Genomic DNA, 20,011 nt, shown 5'->3' with positions numbered 1-20,011 from the left:
AATTATCCTACTTACAGATTTTTGATAGCTGCCGAAGGCGGGAATTTATTCAGTGACAGGTCGCCATATAGCCCTGTTGAGTCACTAAAAGAGAAGCCGGCACCTTCATCCTTGTGGATGAGAAATTGCCCATGCTCCAACGCGGTGATCGGCATGTTCATCGCCTCGGCGAAGTAGACGCTGAACGGACAAACCATCGTCGGCTCAAAGCTCACATCATGCTGCCAGGGCGTGGTCGTAAAATCGTCGCCACCGATAAAACCTCCAGGCCTTATTTTGGGCCACATCTTGATCAGGTCGATCGTAATTCCACGAAGGGTGTGGTCCCCGTCGATATATGCAAAATCGAGAGACTCATCCGGTATCTCACCAACGACTTCCTTGGTGCGCCCTCTCAAAATTCGCCGCTTGTCAGCCGCAAAGGCCGTCTTTGCATCCATCTCTCGGTAGATTGCATCGAAAATCTCCGGCCTGACATTGAAGGGCTTATTCCAATCCGGCAGGTTTGCCCACGGGTCGATCATGTAGTAAGTCTCGACGTGCGATGCAGCACTCAATACATCTGCCGCAAAATCACCTTTCCAGACCCCAACTTCGGCCATCACTCGAGTCCGCTGGGCGCAGAGGAATCTCTTCCACAACTCGCCCCGCGAGGAAGATCCGCGCAACAATGCGGCGAGCTCGACGCCATCAATGTTCATTTGATACGCCTCCGATCTGCACGACGAGCCTTGCTTACATCAAGACCTACAAACTCAAAAGACTCGATCGATTTTATTGAACTGAAATTAAACATGTTGGCATCAATATGCAATTTGCGCCTTGCAGCAGTATTTTTTCAACTAATCCCGCTGGCAGAGGTGACTCTGTGACCATGCCCCCGAGGTCGACTTTAGATGGATAGCGAAATAAATTTCGGGGAAATCGGCCAAAAATTACCGATAGCTGCAAAATGGTAGATTCCCACCGGTTGCAGTAAGTTGGCGACCTGACCGCCGGTTTGTTTTACCTGGGCAGAGTCGATTACTGCACCCTGCGCAGGTATATGGCAGTCGCCTCGGGAGCAAGCCGGGCTATAACCATCAGTGAACTGCTCACTTGGCGCAGCAGTACGCTTCCTTCGCTCAGGTGATCAAGGTAGCGATTCAAAACGCTCGGCTGCATTCATCGATCCTCCGACACGAAATCGAGAAGATCGAATTATGTCATTTGTGACACAGCAAGATCAGGGACGACTGCCCCCAAGGGCCGATCAAATGCACGGGTGGTCAGGCAGCCTTCTTCAGCGCACTCTGGTCGTTCACGGCACTGAGACGGATGGCGATCGGATCATGAAGTGCGCAGGTCAGGAGAGCGACACAAGCCGATCAACCTGTTCAAGGTGAGGGCCGCGAACAAAGGGAAGCCGAAGTACGAGAGTCCGTTGCATGCCCGCAGCGCGCTCGTGAAGTCCCGGGGGGGGCGCCAACTTAGCCCTTGGTACAGGCAGAACGCGTGCGAACCCGCGTGTCCTGCGGGATCTGAAGCGAAAACGCCCAACTGAGAACAGTTGGGCGCTGAATATTGGTGGCCTGGGGCGGAATCGAACCACCGACACGCGGATTTTCAATCCGCTGCTCTACCAACTGAGCTACCGGGCCTTGGTGTGCAGCCTTAAATTATACAGCGCTTCTGCGGCCTCTCGAAAGATCGACGCCAAGTTGTTTGAGCTTGCGATAAAGATGGGTGCGTTCCAGGCCGGTCTTCTCGGCGACGCGGGTCATGGAGCCGTTCTCCATGGCCAGATGGAATTCGAAATAGGCCTTCTCGAAACCGTCGCGTGCATCGCGCAACGGGCGGTCCAGGTCGAAGCTCTGGGTCGACTGCGGGCCGGCGTCGGGCACGGGCACTGAAGCCAGCGAGGCGAGCAGCAGGCTGTCGCCGGTGGTGGTGATGGCCGCCGCCGGGTTGACGCCCGTGGCCGGCGGCACAACGCCGGCGGCGGCGCGCCGGGCGCTTTCGCGGGCGAGGCCCTGCTCCACTGCCTTGAGCAGCTTTTGCAGGGTGATGGGCTTTTCGAGGAACGCGAAGGCGCCGATGCGGGTGGCGTCCACGGCGGTGTCGATGGTGGCGTGGCCGCTCATCATGATGACGGGCATGCTCAGCAGGCCGGCCGTGGACCATTCCTTGAGCAGCGTGACGCCGTCGGTGTCGGGCATCCAGATGTCGAGCAGCACAAGGTCGGGCCGTGCGCGCTGCCGGGCTGCGCGTGCTTCGGCGGCGTTTTCCGCGAGCTCCACGTTGTGGCCTTCGTCATTGAGAATTTCGAAGAGCAGGTCCCTAATGCCCAGCTCGTCATCGACCACGAGAATGTTTGCCATGAGTGCTGCTTGTTGTATGCGCCGGTGTCTGCAATGGTGTGTATGGTCCGCCAGCCGATCCATCGACTGAGCGCAATGGATTTCTTTCGCGCTCAGGCGGCGGAAGACTTCGAATCTTCGGTGTGAGCGACCGCTGTTTGCGACTCGCCTGCCAGCGCGAATGATAGCGAGACTTGCGCCCCCGCTACAGCCCCATCGACAACGCGGTTGGAAAGCTCGATGCGGGCGCCGTGCTCGTCCGCGATCTTCTTGACCACGGCCAGCCCCAAACCAGTACCTTTTGTTTTCGTGGTGACGTAGGGCTCGAAGGCGCGCTTGAGAATGTTCTCGGCAAAACCGGGACCGCTGTCCTGCACGGTCAGGCGCACACGCTGGCCCGAATCGCCCAGGCGGGTGCGAATGACGACCTCGCCTGCCCTGCCGGTGGTGCTGGCGGCGGCCTCGGCGGCGTCTTGCGCGTTTTGCAGCAGATTGTGAATGACCTGGCGGATCTGCTGCGCATCGCCGCGAATGGGCGGGCAGCGCTCGTCCAGCTCGGAGCGCAGCGCAATGGGCGCGTTCTCGGCGCTGTACAGCTGGAGCACGTCGGCCAGCAGCGCGTTCAGGTCGACGGGCTTGAGGTCGGCCGCGGGCAGGCGGGCGTAGTCGCGAAATTCATTGACCAGCCGCTTCATGGCATCGACCTGGTCGACGATGGTCTTGACCGACTTGACGAGCACGGCCTGCTCGGGCGGCGCGACCTTGCCCGATAGCTTCATCTCCAGCCGTTCGGCGGAGAGTTGGATGGGCGTGAGCGGGTTCTTGATTTCGTGGGCCAGGCGGCGCGCGACCTCGCCCCATGCTTGTGCGCGCTGGGCCGAGACGATTTCGGAGATGTCGTCGAACACCAGCAGCCGCGCGGCGCCGGGCAGCTCGGCGCCGCGGGCGACGATGTTGATGGCACTGCCCTGCTGCGGCAGGTCGGTGCCGGTGGCGTGCAGCTCGAAGGCATGCTGCCAGTGGTCGAGGCCGTGCTGCAGGCGCTCGACCTGGAATTCGTCGAACTGCTGTTGCACGCTGTTGCCAAAGTCGACCAGCCCGGGCACCTGCGCGAGGGGCTGTCCTTCGTAGGCGGCCAAGGGCGCGCGCAGCACGCGGGTGGCACCGGGGTTGGTCGAAAGGATGGTGCCCTTGGCGTCGAGCACGATCACGCCCGAAGTCAGGTTGTCCAGAATGGTCTGCAGGTTGGCACGGGCGGCGTCGAGCTGGCCCATGGTCTTTTCGACCGCGCCGCGGGCATCGGCCAGCTGCTGCGTCATGACGGCGAAGGAGCGGGTCAGGCCGCCAAGCTCGTCCTTGCCTTGCAGCACGGCGGTCGGCCGCAAGTCGCCGGCGGCCACCTGGCGAACGCCTTCCGCCAGCACAAGCAGCGGCCGCGCCAGCTGGTTGCCGAACAGCACCGCCAGCAACACGGCGCCGAACACGGCCAGGAACAGGCTCAGCGTGAGCGTGCCGATGTACATGCGCCGCAAGCCCTCGCGGGCCAGCGCGCGCTCCTGGTATTCACGGTTGGCCTCTTGCACGGCAAGCGCATTGGCCACCACTGCCGGCGGCAGCGGCTGCGTCACCTGGAGAAAGCGCGGCGCAGTGTCGAAGTCGAAACCGGGGCGTTGCACCATGGCAATGGCGCGCACCGTGGCGGGCGGCAGGCTGGCACCCGGCGCCGCGGTTTCGTCGAGACCTTCGATGTGGGCGATGGCGCGGTCCGCGCGCACTTGCCGCAATTGCTGGATGGTCGGCCGCTCGGGGTTCAGCTGAAAGCGCGAGGTGCCTGCCCCTGCAATGAGTTGCCCGGTGCCCGTCCAGAGCACCACATCGCTGGCCTGCAACTGATCGCGAATGCGCTCGAGCGCGAGGCCCGCGCTCGCATCGGGCACTTGCGCAAGCTGGGCACTGGCCGCACGGGTCTTGGCGGCCAGGTCGTCGGAGAGCGAATCGAGCGTGGCTCGGCCAAGATTGAGGCCGGCGTCGAGCGCGCCCTCGACCTTGACGTCGAACCAGCTTTCGATCGAGCGCGCGACGAACTGGTAAGACACCACATAGACCAGCGCACCCGGCACCACGCCCACCAGCGCGAAGATGGCGGCCAGCTTGATGAGCAGCCGGCTGCCGAACTTGCCTTGGCGCAGCCGCCGCAGCAGGCGAAAAGCGACCCAGCCGATGACAAGCACCAGCAGCACCGCGACCACCACGTTGATGCCGAAGAGCCGCACGTAATAGCGTTCATACAGCGCGCGGTTGTTGGTGGCCTGGGCCAGCAGAAACATCAGCACCAGGCCAATGGCGGTGACCAGCGCGGCGCCCACGCCCACGGCCCAGCGGACCGCGCGCGAGCGGCGAGCGGCGGGTGTGGCCGCTGCGCCGCTGCGCGGTTTGGTGCTCACCGCTGCTTCTCCAGCGGCAGCTTGGCGCTGCGCTCGGCGACGATGTTCCAGTCCGCCTGCCCCACCACGCCGATCTGGAACGGGCGCGGCAGCTGCGAGGTGTCGAGCCGGAAACGGAACACGACTTGGTGCTGCGCCTCGTCGCCGATGTCGGACAGGTCGCCCAGCCGCAGCCGGCCGACGCGCTTGACGGCGTCCATGGCGTCGGAAAGGCTGTCGAAGTTCTGGTTCAGCGAAACGCCGAACCCGGCGGTGCCCGTGATCGGCACCGGCGACACATTGAGCCGCCAGCGGCGCGTGAGCGGCTGGTAGGCAAGCCGCATGTGGCGCGTGACCTGGGCGACCTTGCGGTCGGTCCAGTACCAGCGCTCCTGGAAGACCTCGGCCTCGGCGACGAAGTAGATCGCAATGCCCTTGTCGAGCACTTCTTCGACCAGCGAGGGCAGCTCGAACTGCACAGCCGCCGTGAGGTAGACGCCGTCGTCCGCTTGCTCGAGGCGCATCTGGGTGACCGAAGGGCCGCTGCGCCCTTGCGCCGCGGCGGTCAGGGGCAGCCAGCCCAGCAGCGTGACCATCACCACCGCCAGCAGCAGCGCCGCCATCCGCGCCAAGCCGCGCCGACCCCAAGTTTTAACCGGGACGTTTTTCAAGCAGGGCGTAGAAGAAGCCGTCGTGATCACCTGAGGGATTGTCCGGGACGGCGCGGGCATTCGCCCCGCTTTGGGGGAGCAAATGGCCTGGCGATGCCTTCAATCGGGCGTTGGTGTTGTGCGCAAGAAACGCATCGATTTGTTGCGAACCCTCTTCGCGGAACACCGAGCAAGTGCAATAGAGCAGCCGGCCGCCGGGCCGAACCAGGGGCCAGAGCGCCGCCAACAGCGCGGCCTGCTGCACCGCGAGCTGGCCCGTGTCGCTCTCGCGGCGCAGCCAGCGCACGTCGGGGTGGCGCCGGACAATGCCCGAGGCCGTGCACGGCGCATCGAGCAGGATGGCGTCGAAGGGCGTGCCGTCCCACCACGCGGAAGGGCGCGCGGCATCGGCCACTACTACTTTAGCGGTCAGTCCAAGCCGACTCAAGGTCTCGTCGATGCGGCGGCTGCGAACAGGGTCCACCTCAAGAGCCGTGACCTCGATGGCGCCGGGGCCACCCACCTCGAGCAGGTGGGCCGTCTTGCCGCCCGGAGCGGCGCAGGCATCGAGCACTCGCAGCGATGCGGTGCCGTCGGTGGGCAGCAGGCCTTCGAGCAACAGCGGTGCCGCCATTTGCGCAGCGGCATCCTGCACCGAGCAATCGCCGTCGGCAAACCCGGGCAACTGTTGCACCGGCCGGGCACGCGCCAGCTGCAGGCCGGAGGCACCCACGCGAACAGACTCCAGGCCGATCGCTTCGAGCGCCAGCTGATAGGCCGGAACAGTGGTCTTCTGCACATTCACGCGCAGGGTCATCGGCGCATGTGCGTTGTCAGCGGTGAGCACACGTTGCCAGTCGCGCGGATGGTCGCGCTTGAGGCGCTCGATCCACCAGCGCGGATGGTTCCACTGCGCCACCGGCTCATGGTCGGTCGCGGCCACGAGCTCGTCGCGCTCCCGCAGGAAGCGGCGCAGGCAGGCGTTGATGAAGCTCGCCTGCGCGCGCGTGGCCGGGTTGCGCTTGGCGGCCTCCACGGCTTGGTCGACCAGGGTGAACGGTTCGTACGGCGCATGCTGCGCGTCCCAGGCCAGCGCCAGCGCGGTGCACAGCAAGGCGTCGGGCAGCGGCGGCGGCGTGCGCTTGGCAAGGTGGCGGCGCAGCGCTTCGGCGCGGCCGAGCCAGCGCAGCACCTGAAAGCCGAGCGCCTGCACGCCGGGGCGCATGGCGGGCTCCACGGATTCGAAAGCGACGGTGCCGGAGCTGCCGGCGCGAATCGACGCGAGCGCTACCGCAGTCAATTGCAGTTGGCGCCACAACGGCGGTTGCAGCAGCGGGGCGCTGCCGCCTGGATGATCGGAAGATAGTTCTGGCAAGTTGGGGCGATGGTAACGGGCCCGCGTGACGCACAGCGCCGCACAGGCTTTAAGAAAAAAATACGACTTCGCGCAGCCGGCCTCAGAGCAGAGGCGCGGCAGGACGCAAACGCACCAACCATGCCACCAGCAAGGCCGGGAACTGGACGATTGCGGCGTTGTACTGGCCTACCGCCACGTTGAACTGGCTGCGCGCAATTTCCGCCGAGGCCGAAGGCTCGGGCCATGCCATGGGCTCGACCGCACTGGGCAGTGCGACCTCTGTGCCGGCGCCGATTCCGGCCGACAGCAGCGGCGCGGGCCGCGAGAGCGTGCCGTCCGCATCGAACACGGTGACCGCCGCGTCCGGATGCTGGCGCTGCCATGCGTTGATCAGCACCTGCAGCGCCGTGGCCAACGCGGCCATGGCACCCGGGTCGAGCGGACGCAGCCGGGTTGCGCCGAGCACGGACGCAAGCTGGGTGGTGGCGGCCTGCAGCGGCGCCACGGAGGAAGACAGGCTGTCCGGCGGCGCGTCCTTATGCGCCGTGGCCGTGATGCTGGCCTGAACGAAGTCGAGCTGCTTTCGCAGCGCCGCGTCGAGCGTGGCATAGGCCTGGAGCACGGCCGCGCGCAGGCGCACCAGCCGGTTGTAGGCGCCCACGAACCAGAACAACAGCACCGCGGTGGCGATCCAGCCGGCCAGCGAGTCGGGCAATACGCTCATCGACAAAAACGTCTCATGGAAAGCTCAAAGAAAAACGCCCCCCAACCGGAAGCGGTCGGGGGGCGTCGGATACCGGTCATGACCGGTGATGCTAGCCGTTTATTCGGACGCGGCGCCTTCGCTGGCGTCGGCCGTGCTGTCGACATCGCTGGTCGAACCGGCCAGCTCTGCAGCTTCCGATTCGGCGATGGCGCGGCGCTCGGCCTCGTCCATCTGGTCCTTGACCTTGCGGGCCTGGTGGTAAGCCATGCCGGTGCCTGCGGGAATCAGGCGGCCGACGATGACGTTTTCCTTCAAGCCGCGCAGTTCGTCGCGCTTGCCCATGATCGCGGCTTCGGTCAGCACGCGCGTCGTTTCCTGGAACGAAGCGGCAGAGATGAACGAGTCGGTCGAGAGCGATGCCTTCGTGATACCCAGCAGCAGGTTGGTGAACGTCGCGGGGATCTTGCCTTCGGCGCGCAGGGCGTCGTTGGTGTTGAGCATTTCGCTGCGTTCGACCTGTTCGCCGGAGATGTAGCTCGTGTCGCCGATGTTGTCGACCACGACGCGGCGCAGCATCTGGCGAACGATCACCTCGATGTGCTTGTCGTTGATCTTCACACCCTGCAAGCGGTACACGTCCTGCACTTCGTCCACGATGTAGCGCGCGAGTTCTTCCGAACCCAGCAGGCGCAGGATGTCCTGCGGGTCCGCCGGACCGTCGACCACGCTTTCGCCCTTGTTCACCACCTGGCCTTCGTGCACCAGGATGTTCTTTTCCTTCGGCACGAGGTCTTCCCAGACCGTGCCTTCCGGATCGGTGATCTGCAGGCGAATCTTGCCCTTGGTCTCCTTGCCGAACGACACGGTACCGGTCATTTCGGCCAGCATGCCCTTGTCCTTCGGCGAACGGGCTTCGAAGAGCTCGGCAACACGCGGCAGACCGCCGGTAATGTCGCGCGTCTTCTGGCCTTCGACCGGAATGCGCGCCAGCACTTCGCCGGGGCCCACGTCCTGGCCGTCACGCACCTGCACCAGGGCGCCGATCGGGAAGCCGATCGTCACCGAGTGGTCGGTACCCGGGATCTTCACTTCGGCGCCGGAGGCGTCGATGAGCTTCACCTGCGGGCGAACGACCTTGGCAGCGCCGCGGCGCTTCGGGTCGATCACGACCAGGGTCGAGAGACCGGTCACTTCGTCCACCTGCTTCGCAACCGTGAGGCCTTCCTCGACGTTTTCGAACTGCGTCTTGCCGGCGAACTCGGTGATGATCGGGCGCGTCAGCGGGTCCCAGTTGGCAAGCACGTGGCCGGCCTTGATCTGCTGGTCGGCCTTGACGGCCAGGGTCGCGCCGTACGGCACCTTGTGGCGCTCGCGCTCGCGGCCGTGTTCGTCATGAATGACGATCTCGCCCGAACGTGCAATCACCACCAGCTCGTTCTTGCTGTTGGTCACGTAGCGCATCGTGGCGTTGAAGCCGATCGTGCCGTTGGACTTGGCTTCGACGCTCGAGGCCACTGCCGCACGCGACGCCGCGCCACCGATGTGGAACGTACGCATCGTGAGCTGCGTGCCGGGTTCGCCGATCGACTGCGCCGCGATCACACCGACGGCTTCGCCGATGTTGATCAGGCCGCCGCGGCCCAGGTCGCGGCCGTAGCAGGTCGCGCAGATGCCGAAGCGGGTTTCGCAGGTCAGCGCGGTGCGGACCTTGACTTCGTCGACCCCCTCGGCTTCGAGGAGTTCGATGTTGTCTTCGTCGAACATCTCGCCGGCCTTGAGCAGCACCGAACGGTTTTCGGGGTGCAGAACGTCGTCCGCAGCCGAGCGGCCGAGGATACGGTCGCGCAGCGATTCGATGACTTCACCGCCTTCGACGATGGCGCGCATCAGGTAGCCGCCGTGCGTGCCGCAGTCCTGCTCGGTCACCACCAGGTCTTGCGTCACGTCGACCAGACGACGGGTCAGGTAACCCGAGTTCGCGGTCTTCAGTGCCGTGTCGGCCAGACCCTTACGGGCACCGTGGGTGGAGATGAAGTACTCCAGCACGTTCAGGCCTTCGCGGAAGTTCGCGGTAATGGGCGTCTCGATGATCGAGCCGTCCGGCTTGGCCATCAGGCCACGCATACCGGCCACCTGGCGAATCTGCGCTGCGGAACCGCGGGCGCCGGAGTCGGCCATCATGTAGATGGAGTTGAAGGACTCCTGCTCCACTTCCTTGCCGTGGCGGTCGATGACCTTCTGCTTGGACAGCTTGGACATCATGACCTTCGACACTTCGTCGCCGGCCTTGCCCCAGATGTCCACCACCTTGTTGTAGCGCTCGCCGGAGGTCACCAGACCCGAGACGTACTGCTGCTCGATCTCTTTCACTTCCTTGGCGGAACGCTCGATGATGCCGTGCTTTTCAGCAGGCACCAGCATGTCGTCGATCGCGATCGAGATACCGGCCTTGGTTGCCAGGCGGAAGCCGTTTTGCAGCAGCTTGTCGGCGAACACGACGGTCTCTTTCAGGCCGCACTTGCGGAACGAGACGTTGATGAGCTTGGAGATTTCCTTCTTCTTCAGCGCCTTGTTGATGTTCGAGAACGGCAGGCCCTTCGGCAGGATCTCGGACAGCAGCGCGCGGCCCACGGTGGTGTCCACCAGCGACGTGGACGGCGTGAATTCACCCGTTTCCTTGTCCTTGGTGTACTCCGTGATGCGCACGGCAACCTTGGCGGTCAGTTCGACTTCGTTGGCGTCGAGCGCGCGCTGCACTTCACCGATGTCGGAGAAGATCAGGCCCTCGCCCTTGCCGTTGATGCGGTCGCGGGTCGTGTAGTACAGACCCAGCACCACGTCTTGCGAAGGAACGATCGACGGTTCGCCCGAAGCCGGGAACAGCACGTTGTTGGAGGCCAGCATCAGCGTGCGGGCTTCCATTTGCGCTTCCACCGACAGCGGCACGTGAACGGCCATCTGGTCGCCGTCGAAGTCGGCGTTGAACGCCGCGCAAACCAGCGGATGCAGCTGGATGGCCTTGCCTTCGATCAGGATCGGCTCGAACGCCTGGATGCCCAAACGGTGCAGCGTAGGCGCACGGTTCAGCATGACCGGGTGTTCCTTGATCACTTCTTCCAGGATGTCCCAGACCACCGGAGTGCCGGATTCGACTTCCTTCTTGGCAGCCTTGATCGTGGTCGCGATGCCCATGGCTTCGAGGCGCGAGAAGATGAAAGGCTTGAACAGCTCGAGCGCCATCAGCTTGGGCAGGCCGCACTGGTGCAGCTTGAGCGTCGGGCCCACCACGATGACCGAACGGCCCGAGTAGTCGACGCGCTTGCCCAGCAGATTCTGGCGGAAGCGGCCGCTCTTGCCCTTGATCATGTCGGCCAGCGACTTGAGCGCGCGCTTGTTGGCGCCCGTCATGGCCTTGCCGCGGCGGCCGTTGTCCAGCAGCGAATCGACCGCTTCTTGCAGCATCCGCTTTTCGTTGCGCGCGATGATTTCCGGAGCCTTGAGCTCCAGCAGGCGGCGCAGGCGCGAATTGCGATTGATGACGCGGCGGTACAGGTCGTTCAGGTCGGAGGTCGCAAAACGGCCGCCGTCCAGCGGCACCAGCGGACGCAGGTCCGGCGGCAGCACGGGCAGCACGTCGAGCACCATCCACTCGGGCTTGATGCCCGATTTGCGGAAGGCCTCGAGCACCTTCAGGCGCTTGGAGTTCTTCTTGACCTTGACTTCGGAGCCGGTCAGGTCGCCGCGCAGGCGTTCGATCTCGCTGTCGAGTTCGATGCCCTCGAGCAGGTCCTTGATGCCTTCGGCGCCCATCTTGGCGACGAACTCGTCGCCGTATTCCTTGCGCTTCGCGTCATAGTCGTCCTCGGACATGATGCCGAACTTCTTCAGCGGGGTCATGCCGGGGTCGGTGATCACGTAGGCTTCGAAGTACAGCACGCGTTCGATGTCGCGCAGGGTCATGTCGAGCACGAGGCCCAGACGCGACGGCAGCGACTTCAGGAACCAGATGTGCGCGCAGGGCGCGGCCAGGTCGATGTGGCCCATGCGCTCGCGGCGCACCTTGGTCTGCGTGACTTCAACGCCGCACTTCTCGCAGATCACGCCGCGGTGCTTCAGGCGCTTGTACTTGCCGCACAGGCACTCGTAGTCCTTGATGGGGCCGAAGATCTTTGCGCAGAAGAGACCGTCGCGCTCGGGCTTGAACGTGCGGTAGTTGATCGTCTCAGGCTTCTTCACCTCGCCGAAAGACCACGAACGGATCTTCTCGGGCGAAGCCATGCCGATCTTGATGGCATCGAAATGCTCATCGGGTGTGAACTGCTTGAACAGGTCGAGTAGCGATTTCATGTGACTCTTTCCTCTTCTGATTACGAACGCTCGAGCTCGATGTCGAGACCCAGCGAACGGATTTCCTTGACCAGCACGTTGAACGATTCCGGCATGCCGGCTTCGATCGTGTGCTCGCCCTTGACGATGCTTTCGTACACCTTGGTACGGCCTTGCACGTCGTCGGACTTCACGGTCAGCATTTCCTGCAGGACGTAGGCGGCGCCATAAGCTTCCAGCGCCCACACTTCCATCTCACCGAAACGCTGGCCGCCGAATTGCGCCTTGCCGCCCAGCGGTTGCTGCGTGACGAGCGAGTACGGGCCGGTCGAACGGGCGTGCATCTTGTCGTCCACCAGGTGATGCAGCTTCAGGAAGTGCATGTAGCCAACGGTGACGGGACGCTCGAACTGGTCGCCGGTGCGGCCGTCGAACAGGTACGCCTGGGTACGGGTGTCGGTCAGGCCCTTGAGCTTGGCGATGTCGTCCGGGTAGGCGAGCTTCAGCATGCCGCGGATTTCTTCTTCCGAGGCGCCGTCGAACACCGGCGTGGCGAAGGTCGCGCCGCTCTGCAGGTTGGCTGCCATTTCGAGCACGTCGGTGTCGCTCAGCTTGCTGAGGTCTTCCTTGCGGCCCGAGCCGTTGTACAGCTGCTCCATGAACTTGCGCAGCTCGGCCACCTTGGCCTCTTGCTGCAGCAGGTCGCCGATGCGCTGGCCGATGCCCTTGCCGGCCCAGCCCAGGTGCACTTCGAGCACCTGGCCCACGTTCATCCGCGAAGGCACGCCCAGCGGATTCAGGCAGATGTCGCACGGCGTGCCGTCGGCCATGTGAGGCATGTCTTCGACCGGAACGATCTTCGACACCACACCCTTGTTGCCGTGGCGGCCGGCCATCTTGTCGCCGGGCTGCAGGCGGCGCTTGACGGCCAGGTAGACCTTGACCATCTTGAGCACGCCCGCGGGCAGCTCGTCGCCCTGCGTGAGCTTCTTGCGCTTTTCTTCGAACGCGAGGTCGAAGCTGTGGCGCGTCTGCTCCAGCGAGTTCTTGATCGACTCGAGCTGCGTTGCCACTTCGTCGTCCGCCGGGCGGATGTCGAACCAGTGGAACTTCTCGACCGAGGACAGGTAAGCCTTGTCGAGCTTGGTGCCCTTGGCCAGCTTGTTCGGGCCGCCGTTGGCGACCTTGCCGGTCAGCAGCTTCTCGATACGGTCGAACGCGTCGGCTTCGACGATGCGAAGCTGGTCGTTCAGGTCGAGGCGGAAGCGCTTGAGCTCGTCGTCGATGATCTGCTGGGCGCGCTTGTCGCGCGTGATGCCTTCGCGGGTGAACACCTGCACGTCGATCACGGTGCCTTGCGAGCCCTGGTCCACACGCAGCGAGGTGTCCTTCACGTCGGAAGCCTTCTCGCCGAAGATGGCGCGAAGCAGCTTCTCTTCAGGCGTGAGCGTGGTCTCGCCCTTCGGCGTGACCTTGCCCACCAGCGTGTCGCCCGGCTGCACTTCGGCGCCGACATAGATGATGCCGGATTCGTCGAGGCGGTTGAGTTGCTGCTCGGCCAGGTTCGGAATGTCGCGCGTGATTTCTTCGGCACCCAGCTTGGTGTCGCGAGCCATCACCACCAGTTCCTCGATGTGGATCGAGGTGTAGCGGTCTTCCGCGACGACGCGTTCCGAGATCAGGATCGAGTCTTCGAAGTTGTAGCCGTTCCAGGGCATGAACGCGATCAGCATGTTCTGGCCGAGAGCCAGTTCGCCGAGGTCGGTCGATGCGCCGTCGGCCACCACGTCGCCCTTGGCGATCTTGTCGCCGCGCTTGACGATCGGACGCTGGTGGATGTTGGTGTTCTGGTTCGAACGCTGATACTTGATCAGGTTGTAGATGTCCACACCGACTTCACCGGCAGCCGCTTCGGCGTCGTTCACGCGCACCACGATGCGGGTCGCATCGACGTAATCGACGATACCGCCACGGGTGGCCGTGACCACGGTGCCCGAGTCGACCGCGGAAACGCGCTCGATACCGGTACCGACGATCGGCTTTTCAGGGCGCAGCACAGGCACGGCTTGGCGCTGCATGTTGGCGCCCATCAGCGCGCGGTTCGCGTCGTCGTGCTCGAGGAACGGCACGAGCGAGGCGGCCACCGACACGATCTGGGCGGGCGACACGTCCATGTACTGGACGCGCTCTGCGCCCACCAGGATCGATTCGCCGGCTTCACGCGCGGAGACCAGGTCGCCGATCAGCTTGCCGTCCTTGTCCAGCACCGCATTGGCCTGGGCAATGACGTACTTGCCTTCTTCGATGGCCGACAGGTAGTCGATATCCATCGTGACCTTGCCATCCACCACGCGGCGATACGGCGTCTCGATGAAGCCGTATTCGTTCAGGCGGGCGTACAGGGCCAGCGAGTTGATCAGGCCGATGTTCGGGCCTTCAGGCGTTTCGATCGGGCACACGCGGCCGTAATGGGTCACGTGCACGTCGCGCACTTCGAAGCCTGCACGTTCACGCGTCAGACCACCCGGGCCAAGGGCCGACACGCGGCGCTTGTGGGTGATTTCGGACAGCGGGTTCGTCTGGTCCATGAACTGCGACAGCTGCGAGGCACCGAAGAATTCCTTCAGCGCGGCCGAGATCGGCTTGCTGTTGATCAGGTCGTGCGGCATCAGCGGCTCTTGCTCGGCCTGGCCCAGACGTTCCTTCACGGCCTTCTCGATACGGGCGAGGCCGGTGCGGTACTGGTTTTCGGCCAGCTCGCCGACGCAACGCACGCGGCGGTTGCCCAGGTGGTCGATGTCGTCGACTTCGCCGTTGCCGTTGCGCAGGTCAACGAGGATCTTGACCACGGCCAGGATGTCTTCGTTGGTCAGCACCATCGGGCCGGTCGATTCGTCGCGGCCGACCTTGGCGTTGAACTTCATGCGGCCGACGCGCGACAGGTCGTACGTGTCCGGGTTGTAGAACAGGCGCTGGAACAGGGCCTGCACGGCGTCTTCCGTCGGCGGCTCGCCGGGGCGCATCATGCGGTAGATGGCCACGCGCGCTGCAAACTCGTCCACCGTTTCGTCGATGCGCAGGGTTTGCGAGATGTACGCGCCCTGGTCGAGTTCGTTGGTGTAGATCACCTGGATGTCTTGCACGCCGGCCGTGCGCAGCTTCTTCAGCAGCGCTTCGGTCAGCTCGTCGTTGGCCTTGGCCAGGATTTCGCCGGAATCGGCGTCGACGATGTTGCGCGCGATGACGCGGCCGACCAGGAAGTCTTCCGGCACGCTGATGTGCGTGGTGCCCGACTGCTCGAGTTCACGCGTGTGGCGCGCGGTCACGCGCTTGTCCTTGGCGACCACGACCTTGCCCGACTTGTCGGTGATGTCGAAGCGCGCGACTTCGCCGCGCAGGCGCTCGGGAACGAATTCCATTTGCGCGCCGCTGTCCATCAGGCGGAAGTTGTCGTTCACGAAGAAGTTCGCGAGGATCGATTCCGGGTTCAGGCCGATGGCCTTCAGCAGGATCGTCACGGGCATCTTGCGGCGACGGTCGACGCGGAAGTACAGCATGTCCTTCGGGTCGAACTCGAAGTCGAGCCACGAGCCGCGGTAGGGAATCACGCGGGCCGAGAACAGCAGCTTGCCCGAGCTGTGCGTCTTGCCCTTGTCGTGTTCGAAGAACACGCCGGGCGAACGGTGCAGCTGCGAGACGATCACGCGCTCGGTGCCGTTGATGATGAACGAGCCCTTTTCGGTCATGAGCGGCACTTCGCCCATGTAGACCTCTTGTTCCTTCACTTCCTTGACCACCTTCGACTGCGACGTCGACGACTCGCGGTCATAGATGATGAGCTGAACCTTGGCGCGCACGGCCGAGGCGAAGGTCAGACCGCGGGTCTGGCATTCGCGCACGTCGAAAGCCGGCTTCGCGAGGTTGTACTCGAGGAACTTCATCTCGACAAAACCGTTGTGCGAGACGATCGGGAAGGCTGCGTCGAACGCGGCCTGCAGGCCTTCGACGGTGCGTTGTTTGGGCGGAATGCCGGCTTGCAGGAACGCGGTGTACGCGTCTTTCTGCATCTGCAGCAGGTAGGGGATTTCGACGACGCTGTCGCGATTACCGAAACTTTTTCGGATGCGCTTGCGTTCGGTGTAACTGTACGCGGACGATTGGGCCATGAGAGCTCCGGAGCTTGAGATCTTCAGCGACTTGTCAGCAATGCCGAGGCACTACTGCTTGGCGGCTGGCCACTACCAGCCGTTGGCGGACAGCGATGCGTTGCACATCGCCCGAACCAAGGGGTCTTCTGCAGTCGGGGTCAGAAGACACTCAAAAAACGCATGGAGACGGCGTCTTTTGGGTGCGCTCTGAAAGCGGCAAAGGCTGGAGGGCCTTTTCAGGCACCTCCAGCCCTCTAGGGGGTCTGAATTACTTCAGTTCCACCTTGGCGCCAGCTTCTTCCAGCTTCTTCTTGGCGGCTTCAGCGTCAGCCTTCGACAGGCCTTCCTTGACGGCCTTGGGAGCGGCTTCCACCAGGTCCTTGGCTTCCTTGAGGCCCAGGCCGGTGATTTCGCGCACGGCCTTGATGGCCGAAACCTTGTTCGCGCCTGCATCCATCAGCATGACGTTGAACTCGGTCTGCTCTTCGGCAGCAGCGGCGGTAGCACCACCACCAGCGCCGGCGGGGGCAGCCATTGCAGCGGCGCTCACGCCGAACTTCTCTTCGATGGCTTTCACCAGGTCGTTGAGTTCCAGGACCGTCATGCTGTCGAGCGCGGTCAGAAATGCGTCTTTATCGAATGCCATTTTTGTTTCCTAACAATTGGGTTGAATATTTCAAACGCAAGGCTCAAGCGGCCTGCGCTTCTGCCGGTGCATCGGCGGGTGCAGCTTCGCCACCACCGCGCTTCTCGGCCAGCGCCGCGAGCACGCGGGCGGTACGAGAGATCGGGGATTGCATCAAGCCCAGCAATTGCGACAACAGCACTTCCTTGGAAGGGATGTTGGCCAGTTGCTTCACGCCCTCGACGTCCAGGACCTTGCCGCCAAACGCGCCGCCGCGAATCACCAACTTGTCGTTGGTCTTCGCGAAGTCGGCCACCACCTTGGCGGCGGCCACTGCGTCTTCGGAAAAGCCGTAGATCAGCGGACCGGTCATCTGGTCACCGACGACTTCGAATGCGCTACCTGCAACAGCACGGCGTGCCAGCGTGTTCTTCAACACGCTGAGAGTCACACCCTTGCTGCGAGCTTCGGTGCGCAGTTTGGTCATATCGGCAACCGTGATGCCACGGTATTCCGCCATCACGAGCGTTTGAGCTTTAGCGGCGAGGCTGGTCACATCACTGATGACCGCTTCTTTCTCACTGCGATTCAGACTCAAGGTCTACTCCTTTTAATGCGACCTTCGGCCGGGGCCTCGGATCGCGCTTCATGCAGCGACCAACTGTTTCGGAACAAAAATCAAATTCCTTGCAGTGGGGTCGCCATCTGCGCTGGATACCGGAAGGATCGATCCGGCGATTAAGTGCAGCGCCCTGCACACCAGCGGTCTTGGATGGCCCGCGGCAACCGGAGCTGCCGCGACCCACCACATCTGCCCTCCCCCTTGCGGGATCGGGCAAATCTCTTTAGCTCGCCGAGATGGTTTGCGTGTCCACGCGGACACCCAGCCCCATGGTCGACGAAACAGCCACCTTGCGCAGGTACACGCCCTTGCTGGTCGCCGGCTTGGCCTTGACCAGAGCGTCGATCAGCGCGGTGAGGTTGCCCTGCAGCTTGTCGGTGTCGAACGAACGGCGGCCGATCGTGCCGTGCACGATACCGGCCTTGTCGACGCGGAACTGAACCTGGCCAGCCTTGGCGTTCTTCACGGCCGTGGCGACGTCCGGCGTCACGGTGCCAACCTTGGGGTTGGGCATCAGGCCGCGCGGGCCGAGGATCTGGCCGAGCGTACCGACCACGCGCATCGCGTCAGGGGCGGCAATCACGACGTCGAAAGGCATGTCGCCAGCCTTGACCATTGCAGCGAGGTCGTCCATGCCGACGATGTCGGCGCCGGCGGCCTTGGCTTCGTCAGCCTTGGCGCCTTGGGCGAACACAGCCACGCGCTTGGTCTTGCCGGTGCCATTGGGCAGCACGACGGCGCCACGCACGACCTGGTCAGACTTCTTCGCGTCGATGCCGAGCTGCACGGCCACGTCGATCGATTCGTCGAACTTGGCGGTGGCGGCCTCCTTCACGAGGCCGATGGCGTCAGCCAGCGGGTACAGCTTGTTGCTGTCGACCTTGCCTGCGAGCGCTTTTTGCTTCTTGGTGATCTTGGACATTTACACGCCCTCCACATTCACGCCCATCGAGCGGGCAGTACCGGCGATGGTGCGAACCGCGGCGTCCATATCGGCGGCCGTCAGGTCCTTCATCTTGGTCTTGGCGATTTCTTCGAGCTGAGCGCGCGTGATCTTGCCGACCTTGTCGGTGTGCGGACGGGCCGAGCCCTTGTCCAGCTTGATCGCCTTCTTGATCAGCACGCCAGCCGGGGGCGACTTGATGATGAAGGTGAAGCTCTTGTCGGCGAACGCGGTGATGACCACCGGCAGCGCCAGACCCGGCTCGTAGCTCTGCGTTTGCGCATTGAACGCCTTGCAGAACTCCATGATGTTCAAACCACGCTGGCCCAGTGCGGGACCGATGGGTGGTGATGGGTTGGCCTTACCAGCTGGCACTTGCAGCTTGACGAAGCCGACGATTTTTTTCGCCATGTTTTGCTCCTTGCGGGTGATATCGCCTTGGCTCTCGCCTCGGCTCCCCGGGGTTAAACGACTCTTCGATCAAGGCCGCGCGCCGAGTCGGACAACGCGCAGCCGGAAATGGTTCCAGTCCGAAGACCGGGGACTCAGGTCTTTTCGACCTGGCCGAATTCGAGCTCCACAGGCGTCGCGCGGCCGAAAATCATGACCGACACGCTGACCTTGCTCTTTTCGTAGTTCACGTCTTCAACGGTGCCGTTGAAGTCGGTGAACGGGCCTTCCTTGACGCGCACGAACTCACCCACGGTGAACTCGACCTTGTGGCGCGGCTTCTCGGTGCCCTGCTGCATCTGGCTGACGATGTCCTCGACCTCTTTCTGCGAGATCGGGGCCGGGCGGTTCTTGGCGCCGCCGACAAAACCCGTCACCTTGTTGGTGTGCTTCACCAGGTGCCAGCTCTCGTCGTCCATGATCATTTCGACCAGCACATAGCCCGGGAAGAAGCGGCGCTCGGTGGTGCGCTTCTGGCCGTTCTTGATTTCGACCACTTCTTCGGTCGGAACCAGGATACGGCCGAACTTGTCCTGCATGCCGGCGCGGTTGATGCGCTCGGTGATGTTGCGTTCGACGGCCTTTTCCATGCCCGAATAGGCATGCACCACGTACCAACGCAAATCAGGGTTGGCGGCGGGAGCCAGCACGGAGGTGTTTTCCTCTTCCGGGCTGCTCGGCGTGGTTTCAACAGCGTCGTCAGTCATTTATTTTCTCCAGCCCAGAATGAGGTCGAAAAACACCCATTCGAGCGTCTTGTCGGTGAGCCAGAGGAAGACGGACATGACTGCCACGAAGGCAAACACGTAAGCCGTCATTTGCATTGCTTCTTTGCGGGCCGGCCAGACGACCTTCTTGACCTCGCGCCACGAGTCGCGGCCAAAAGCCCACAACTGGCGGCCATTCTCCGAACTGCCGAACGCGCCCACAGCCGCGGCCAGGCCGACCAGCAGCGCAGCCCATTGCACCAGCGAGCCCTGGCGCGCGAGCAGATAGAACGCCACGATGGCGCCCACTGCCAGCAGCACCGACACAGCCAATTTGGCCTTGTCGGCGCCCGTGCTCACGGTTTCGATTTGAGAAGTGGCCATGTTTGGCTGATTTCCTGCGGCCTTCCGGCCTTCAATTCAATGCGTCTTCTTGAGACGCCGAAGCCCATCGGGTTGCGATGGGCTTTTTTCGGGGTGCCACCTAGGTGGCAGGGGCAGTAGGAATCGAACCTACAACCTTCGGTTTTGGAGACCGACGCTCTGCCAATTGAGCTATACCCCTCCGGTACTCTTTACGCTCGGCTTAGATGTCGAGGATCTTTGCCACGACGCCCGAACCCACGGTGCGGCCGCCCTCACGGATGGCGAAGCGCAGGCCTTCTTCCATCGCGATCGGGTTGATCAGCTTCACGGTGATGCTGACGTTGTCGCC

The 20,011-nt window shown here is 63.4% G+C and carries 14 protein-coding genes, 2 tRNA genes and 1 pseudogene; all 17 read right to left on the bottom strand.

The features are described from left to right. Window positions 1-11: 11 nt before the first annotated feature. Window positions 12-701 (bottom strand): class I SAM-dependent methyltransferase, encoded by a 690-nt coding sequence (locus V9K97_RS16650; RefSeq protein ID WP_337319391.1) that lies wholly within the window; start codon window positions 699-701, stop codon window positions 12-14. Between the two features lie 863 nt (window positions 702-1,564). Next, a tRNA-Phe gene (locus V9K97_RS16645) sits at window positions 1,565-1,640 on the bottom strand. An 18-nt stretch (window positions 1,641-1,658) separates the two neighbouring features. Beyond that, window positions 1,659-2,360, bottom strand: coding sequence for a response regulator (locus V9K97_RS16640; protein WP_157611832.1), 702 nt, complete (start codon window positions 2,358-2,360; stop codon window positions 1,659-1,661). Window positions 2,361-2,452: 92 nt separating this feature from the next. Then, window positions 2,453-4,783, bottom strand: a complete 2,331-nt coding sequence (locus V9K97_RS16635; protein ID WP_337319388.1) for a sensor histidine kinase — start codon at window positions 4,781-4,783, stop codon at window positions 2,453-2,455. After that, the gene (locus V9K97_RS16630) at window positions 4,780-5,385 is read right to left on the bottom strand and encodes a DUF4390 domain-containing protein (RefSeq protein ID WP_337298036.1); all 606 of its coding nucleotides are present in this window, start codon (window positions 5,383-5,385) and stop codon (window positions 4,780-4,782) included. The genes V9K97_RS16635 and V9K97_RS16630 overlap by 4 nt, the downstream gene beginning before the upstream one ends. 28 nt (window positions 5,386-5,413) lie before the next feature. Next, the gene (gene rsmB / locus V9K97_RS16625; protein ID WP_337319529.1) at window positions 5,414-6,742 is read right to left on the bottom strand and encodes a 16S rRNA (cytosine(967)-C(5))-methyltransferase RsmB; all 1,329 of its coding nucleotides are present in this window, start codon (window positions 6,740-6,742) and stop codon (window positions 5,414-5,416) included. 127 nt (window positions 6,743-6,869) lie between these two features. Then, window positions 6,870-7,493, bottom strand: coding sequence for a lema family protein (locus V9K97_RS16620; RefSeq protein WP_337319386.1), 624 nt, complete (start codon window positions 7,491-7,493; stop codon window positions 6,870-6,872). Between the two features lie 99 nt (window positions 7,494-7,592). Continuing rightward, window positions 7,593-11,822, bottom strand: coding sequence for a DNA-directed RNA polymerase subunit beta' (gene rpoC / locus V9K97_RS16615; RefSeq protein WP_258503827.1), 4,230 nt, complete (start codon window positions 11,820-11,822; stop codon window positions 7,593-7,595). A 20-nt stretch (window positions 11,823-11,842) separates the two neighbouring features. Then, window positions 11,843-15,967 carry a DNA-directed RNA polymerase subunit beta gene (rpoB, locus tag V9K97_RS16610; RefSeq protein ID WP_126749938.1) on the bottom strand — a complete coding sequence of 1,375 codons (4,125 nt, stop codon included), beginning with the start codon at window positions 15,965-15,967 and terminating at the stop codon, window positions 11,843-11,845. 250 nt (window positions 15,968-16,217) lie between these two features. After that, the gene (rplL, locus tag V9K97_RS16605; RefSeq protein WP_258503826.1) at window positions 16,218-16,595 is read right to left on the bottom strand and encodes a 50S ribosomal protein L7/L12; all 378 of its coding nucleotides are present in this window, start codon (window positions 16,593-16,595) and stop codon (window positions 16,218-16,220) included. 43 nt (window positions 16,596-16,638) lie between these two features. After that, window positions 16,639-17,172: a 50S ribosomal protein L10 gene (gene rplJ, locus V9K97_RS16600; protein ID WP_126749936.1), complete on the bottom strand. Its 534-nt coding sequence runs from the start codon at window positions 17,170-17,172 to the stop codon at window positions 16,639-16,641. Window positions 17,173-17,419: 247 nt separating this feature from the next. After that, complete coding sequence (gene rplA / locus V9K97_RS16595; protein WP_337319384.1) at window positions 17,420-18,118, bottom strand: 50S ribosomal protein L1; 699 nt, start codon at window positions 18,116-18,118, stop codon at window positions 17,420-17,422. Further along, window positions 18,119-18,550, bottom strand: coding sequence for a 50S ribosomal protein L11 (gene rplK / locus V9K97_RS16590; protein WP_028258525.1), 432 nt, complete (start codon window positions 18,548-18,550; stop codon window positions 18,119-18,121). Between the two features lie 134 nt (window positions 18,551-18,684). Continuing rightward, the gene (gene nusG, locus V9K97_RS16585; protein WP_126749934.1) at window positions 18,685-19,296 is read right to left on the bottom strand and encodes a transcription termination/antitermination protein NusG; all 612 of its coding nucleotides are present in this window, start codon (window positions 19,294-19,296) and stop codon (window positions 18,685-18,687) included. Continuing rightward, on the bottom strand, window positions 19,297-19,680 hold the full coding sequence (secE, locus tag V9K97_RS16580) for a preprotein translocase subunit SecE (protein WP_126749933.1): 384 nt from the start codon (window positions 19,678-19,680) through the stop codon (window positions 19,297-19,299). It abuts the gene before it with no gap. Between the two features lie 105 nt (window positions 19,681-19,785). Beyond that, window positions 19,786-19,861: transfer RNA gene (locus V9K97_RS16575), tRNA-Trp, on the bottom strand. 21 nt (window positions 19,862-19,882) lie between these two features. Next, window positions 19,883-20,011 (bottom strand): annotated as a pseudogene (tuf, locus tag V9K97_RS16570) (elongation factor Tu); the annotation flags it as partial.

It is taken from the genome of Variovorax sp. CCNWLW186 (assembly GCF_037203865.1).
Classification (GTDB): Bacteria; Pseudomonadota; Gammaproteobacteria; order Burkholderiales; family Burkholderiaceae_C; genus Variovorax.
This window is presented reverse-complemented; position numbering and strand designations above follow the sequence as displayed.

Coding starts and splice junctions, on each gene's coding strand:
- V9K97_RS16650 (WP_337319391.1), bottom strand. CDS start 701: ATGAACATTGATGGCGTCGAGCTCGCCGCATTGTTGCGCGGATCTTCC.
- V9K97_RS16640 (WP_157611832.1), bottom strand. CDS start 2,360: ATGGCAAACATTCTCGTGGTCGATGACGAGCTGGGCATTAGGGACCTG.
- V9K97_RS16630 (WP_337298036.1), bottom strand. CDS start 5,385: ATGGCGGCGCTGCTGCTGGCGGTGGTGATGGTCACGCTGCTGGGCTGG.
- V9K97_RS16620 (WP_337319386.1), bottom strand. CDS start 7,493: ATGAGCGTATTGCCCGACTCGCTGGCCGGCTGGATCGCCACCGCGGTG.
- rpoC (WP_258503827.1), bottom strand. CDS start 11,822: ATGAAATCGCTACTCGACCTGTTCAAGCAGTTCACACCCGATGAGCAT.
- rpoB (WP_126749938.1), bottom strand. CDS start 15,967: ATGGCCCAATCGTCCGCGTACAGTTACACCGAACGCAAGCGCATCCGA.
- rplL (WP_258503826.1), bottom strand. CDS start 16,595: ATGGCATTCGATAAAGACGCATTTCTGACCGCGCTCGACAGCATGACG.
- rplA (WP_337319384.1), bottom strand. CDS start 18,118: ATGTCCAAGATCACCAAGAAGCAAAAAGCGCTCGCAGGCAAGGTCGAC.
- rplK (WP_028258525.1), bottom strand. CDS start 18,550: ATGGCGAAAAAAATCGTCGGCTTCGTCAAGCTGCAAGTGCCAGCTGGT.
- nusG (WP_126749934.1), bottom strand. CDS start 19,296: ATGACTGACGACGCTGTTGAAACCACGCCGAGCAGCCCGGAAGAGGAA.
- secE (WP_126749933.1), bottom strand. CDS start 19,680: ATGGCCACTTCTCAAATCGAAACCGTGAGCACGGGCGCCGACAAGGCC.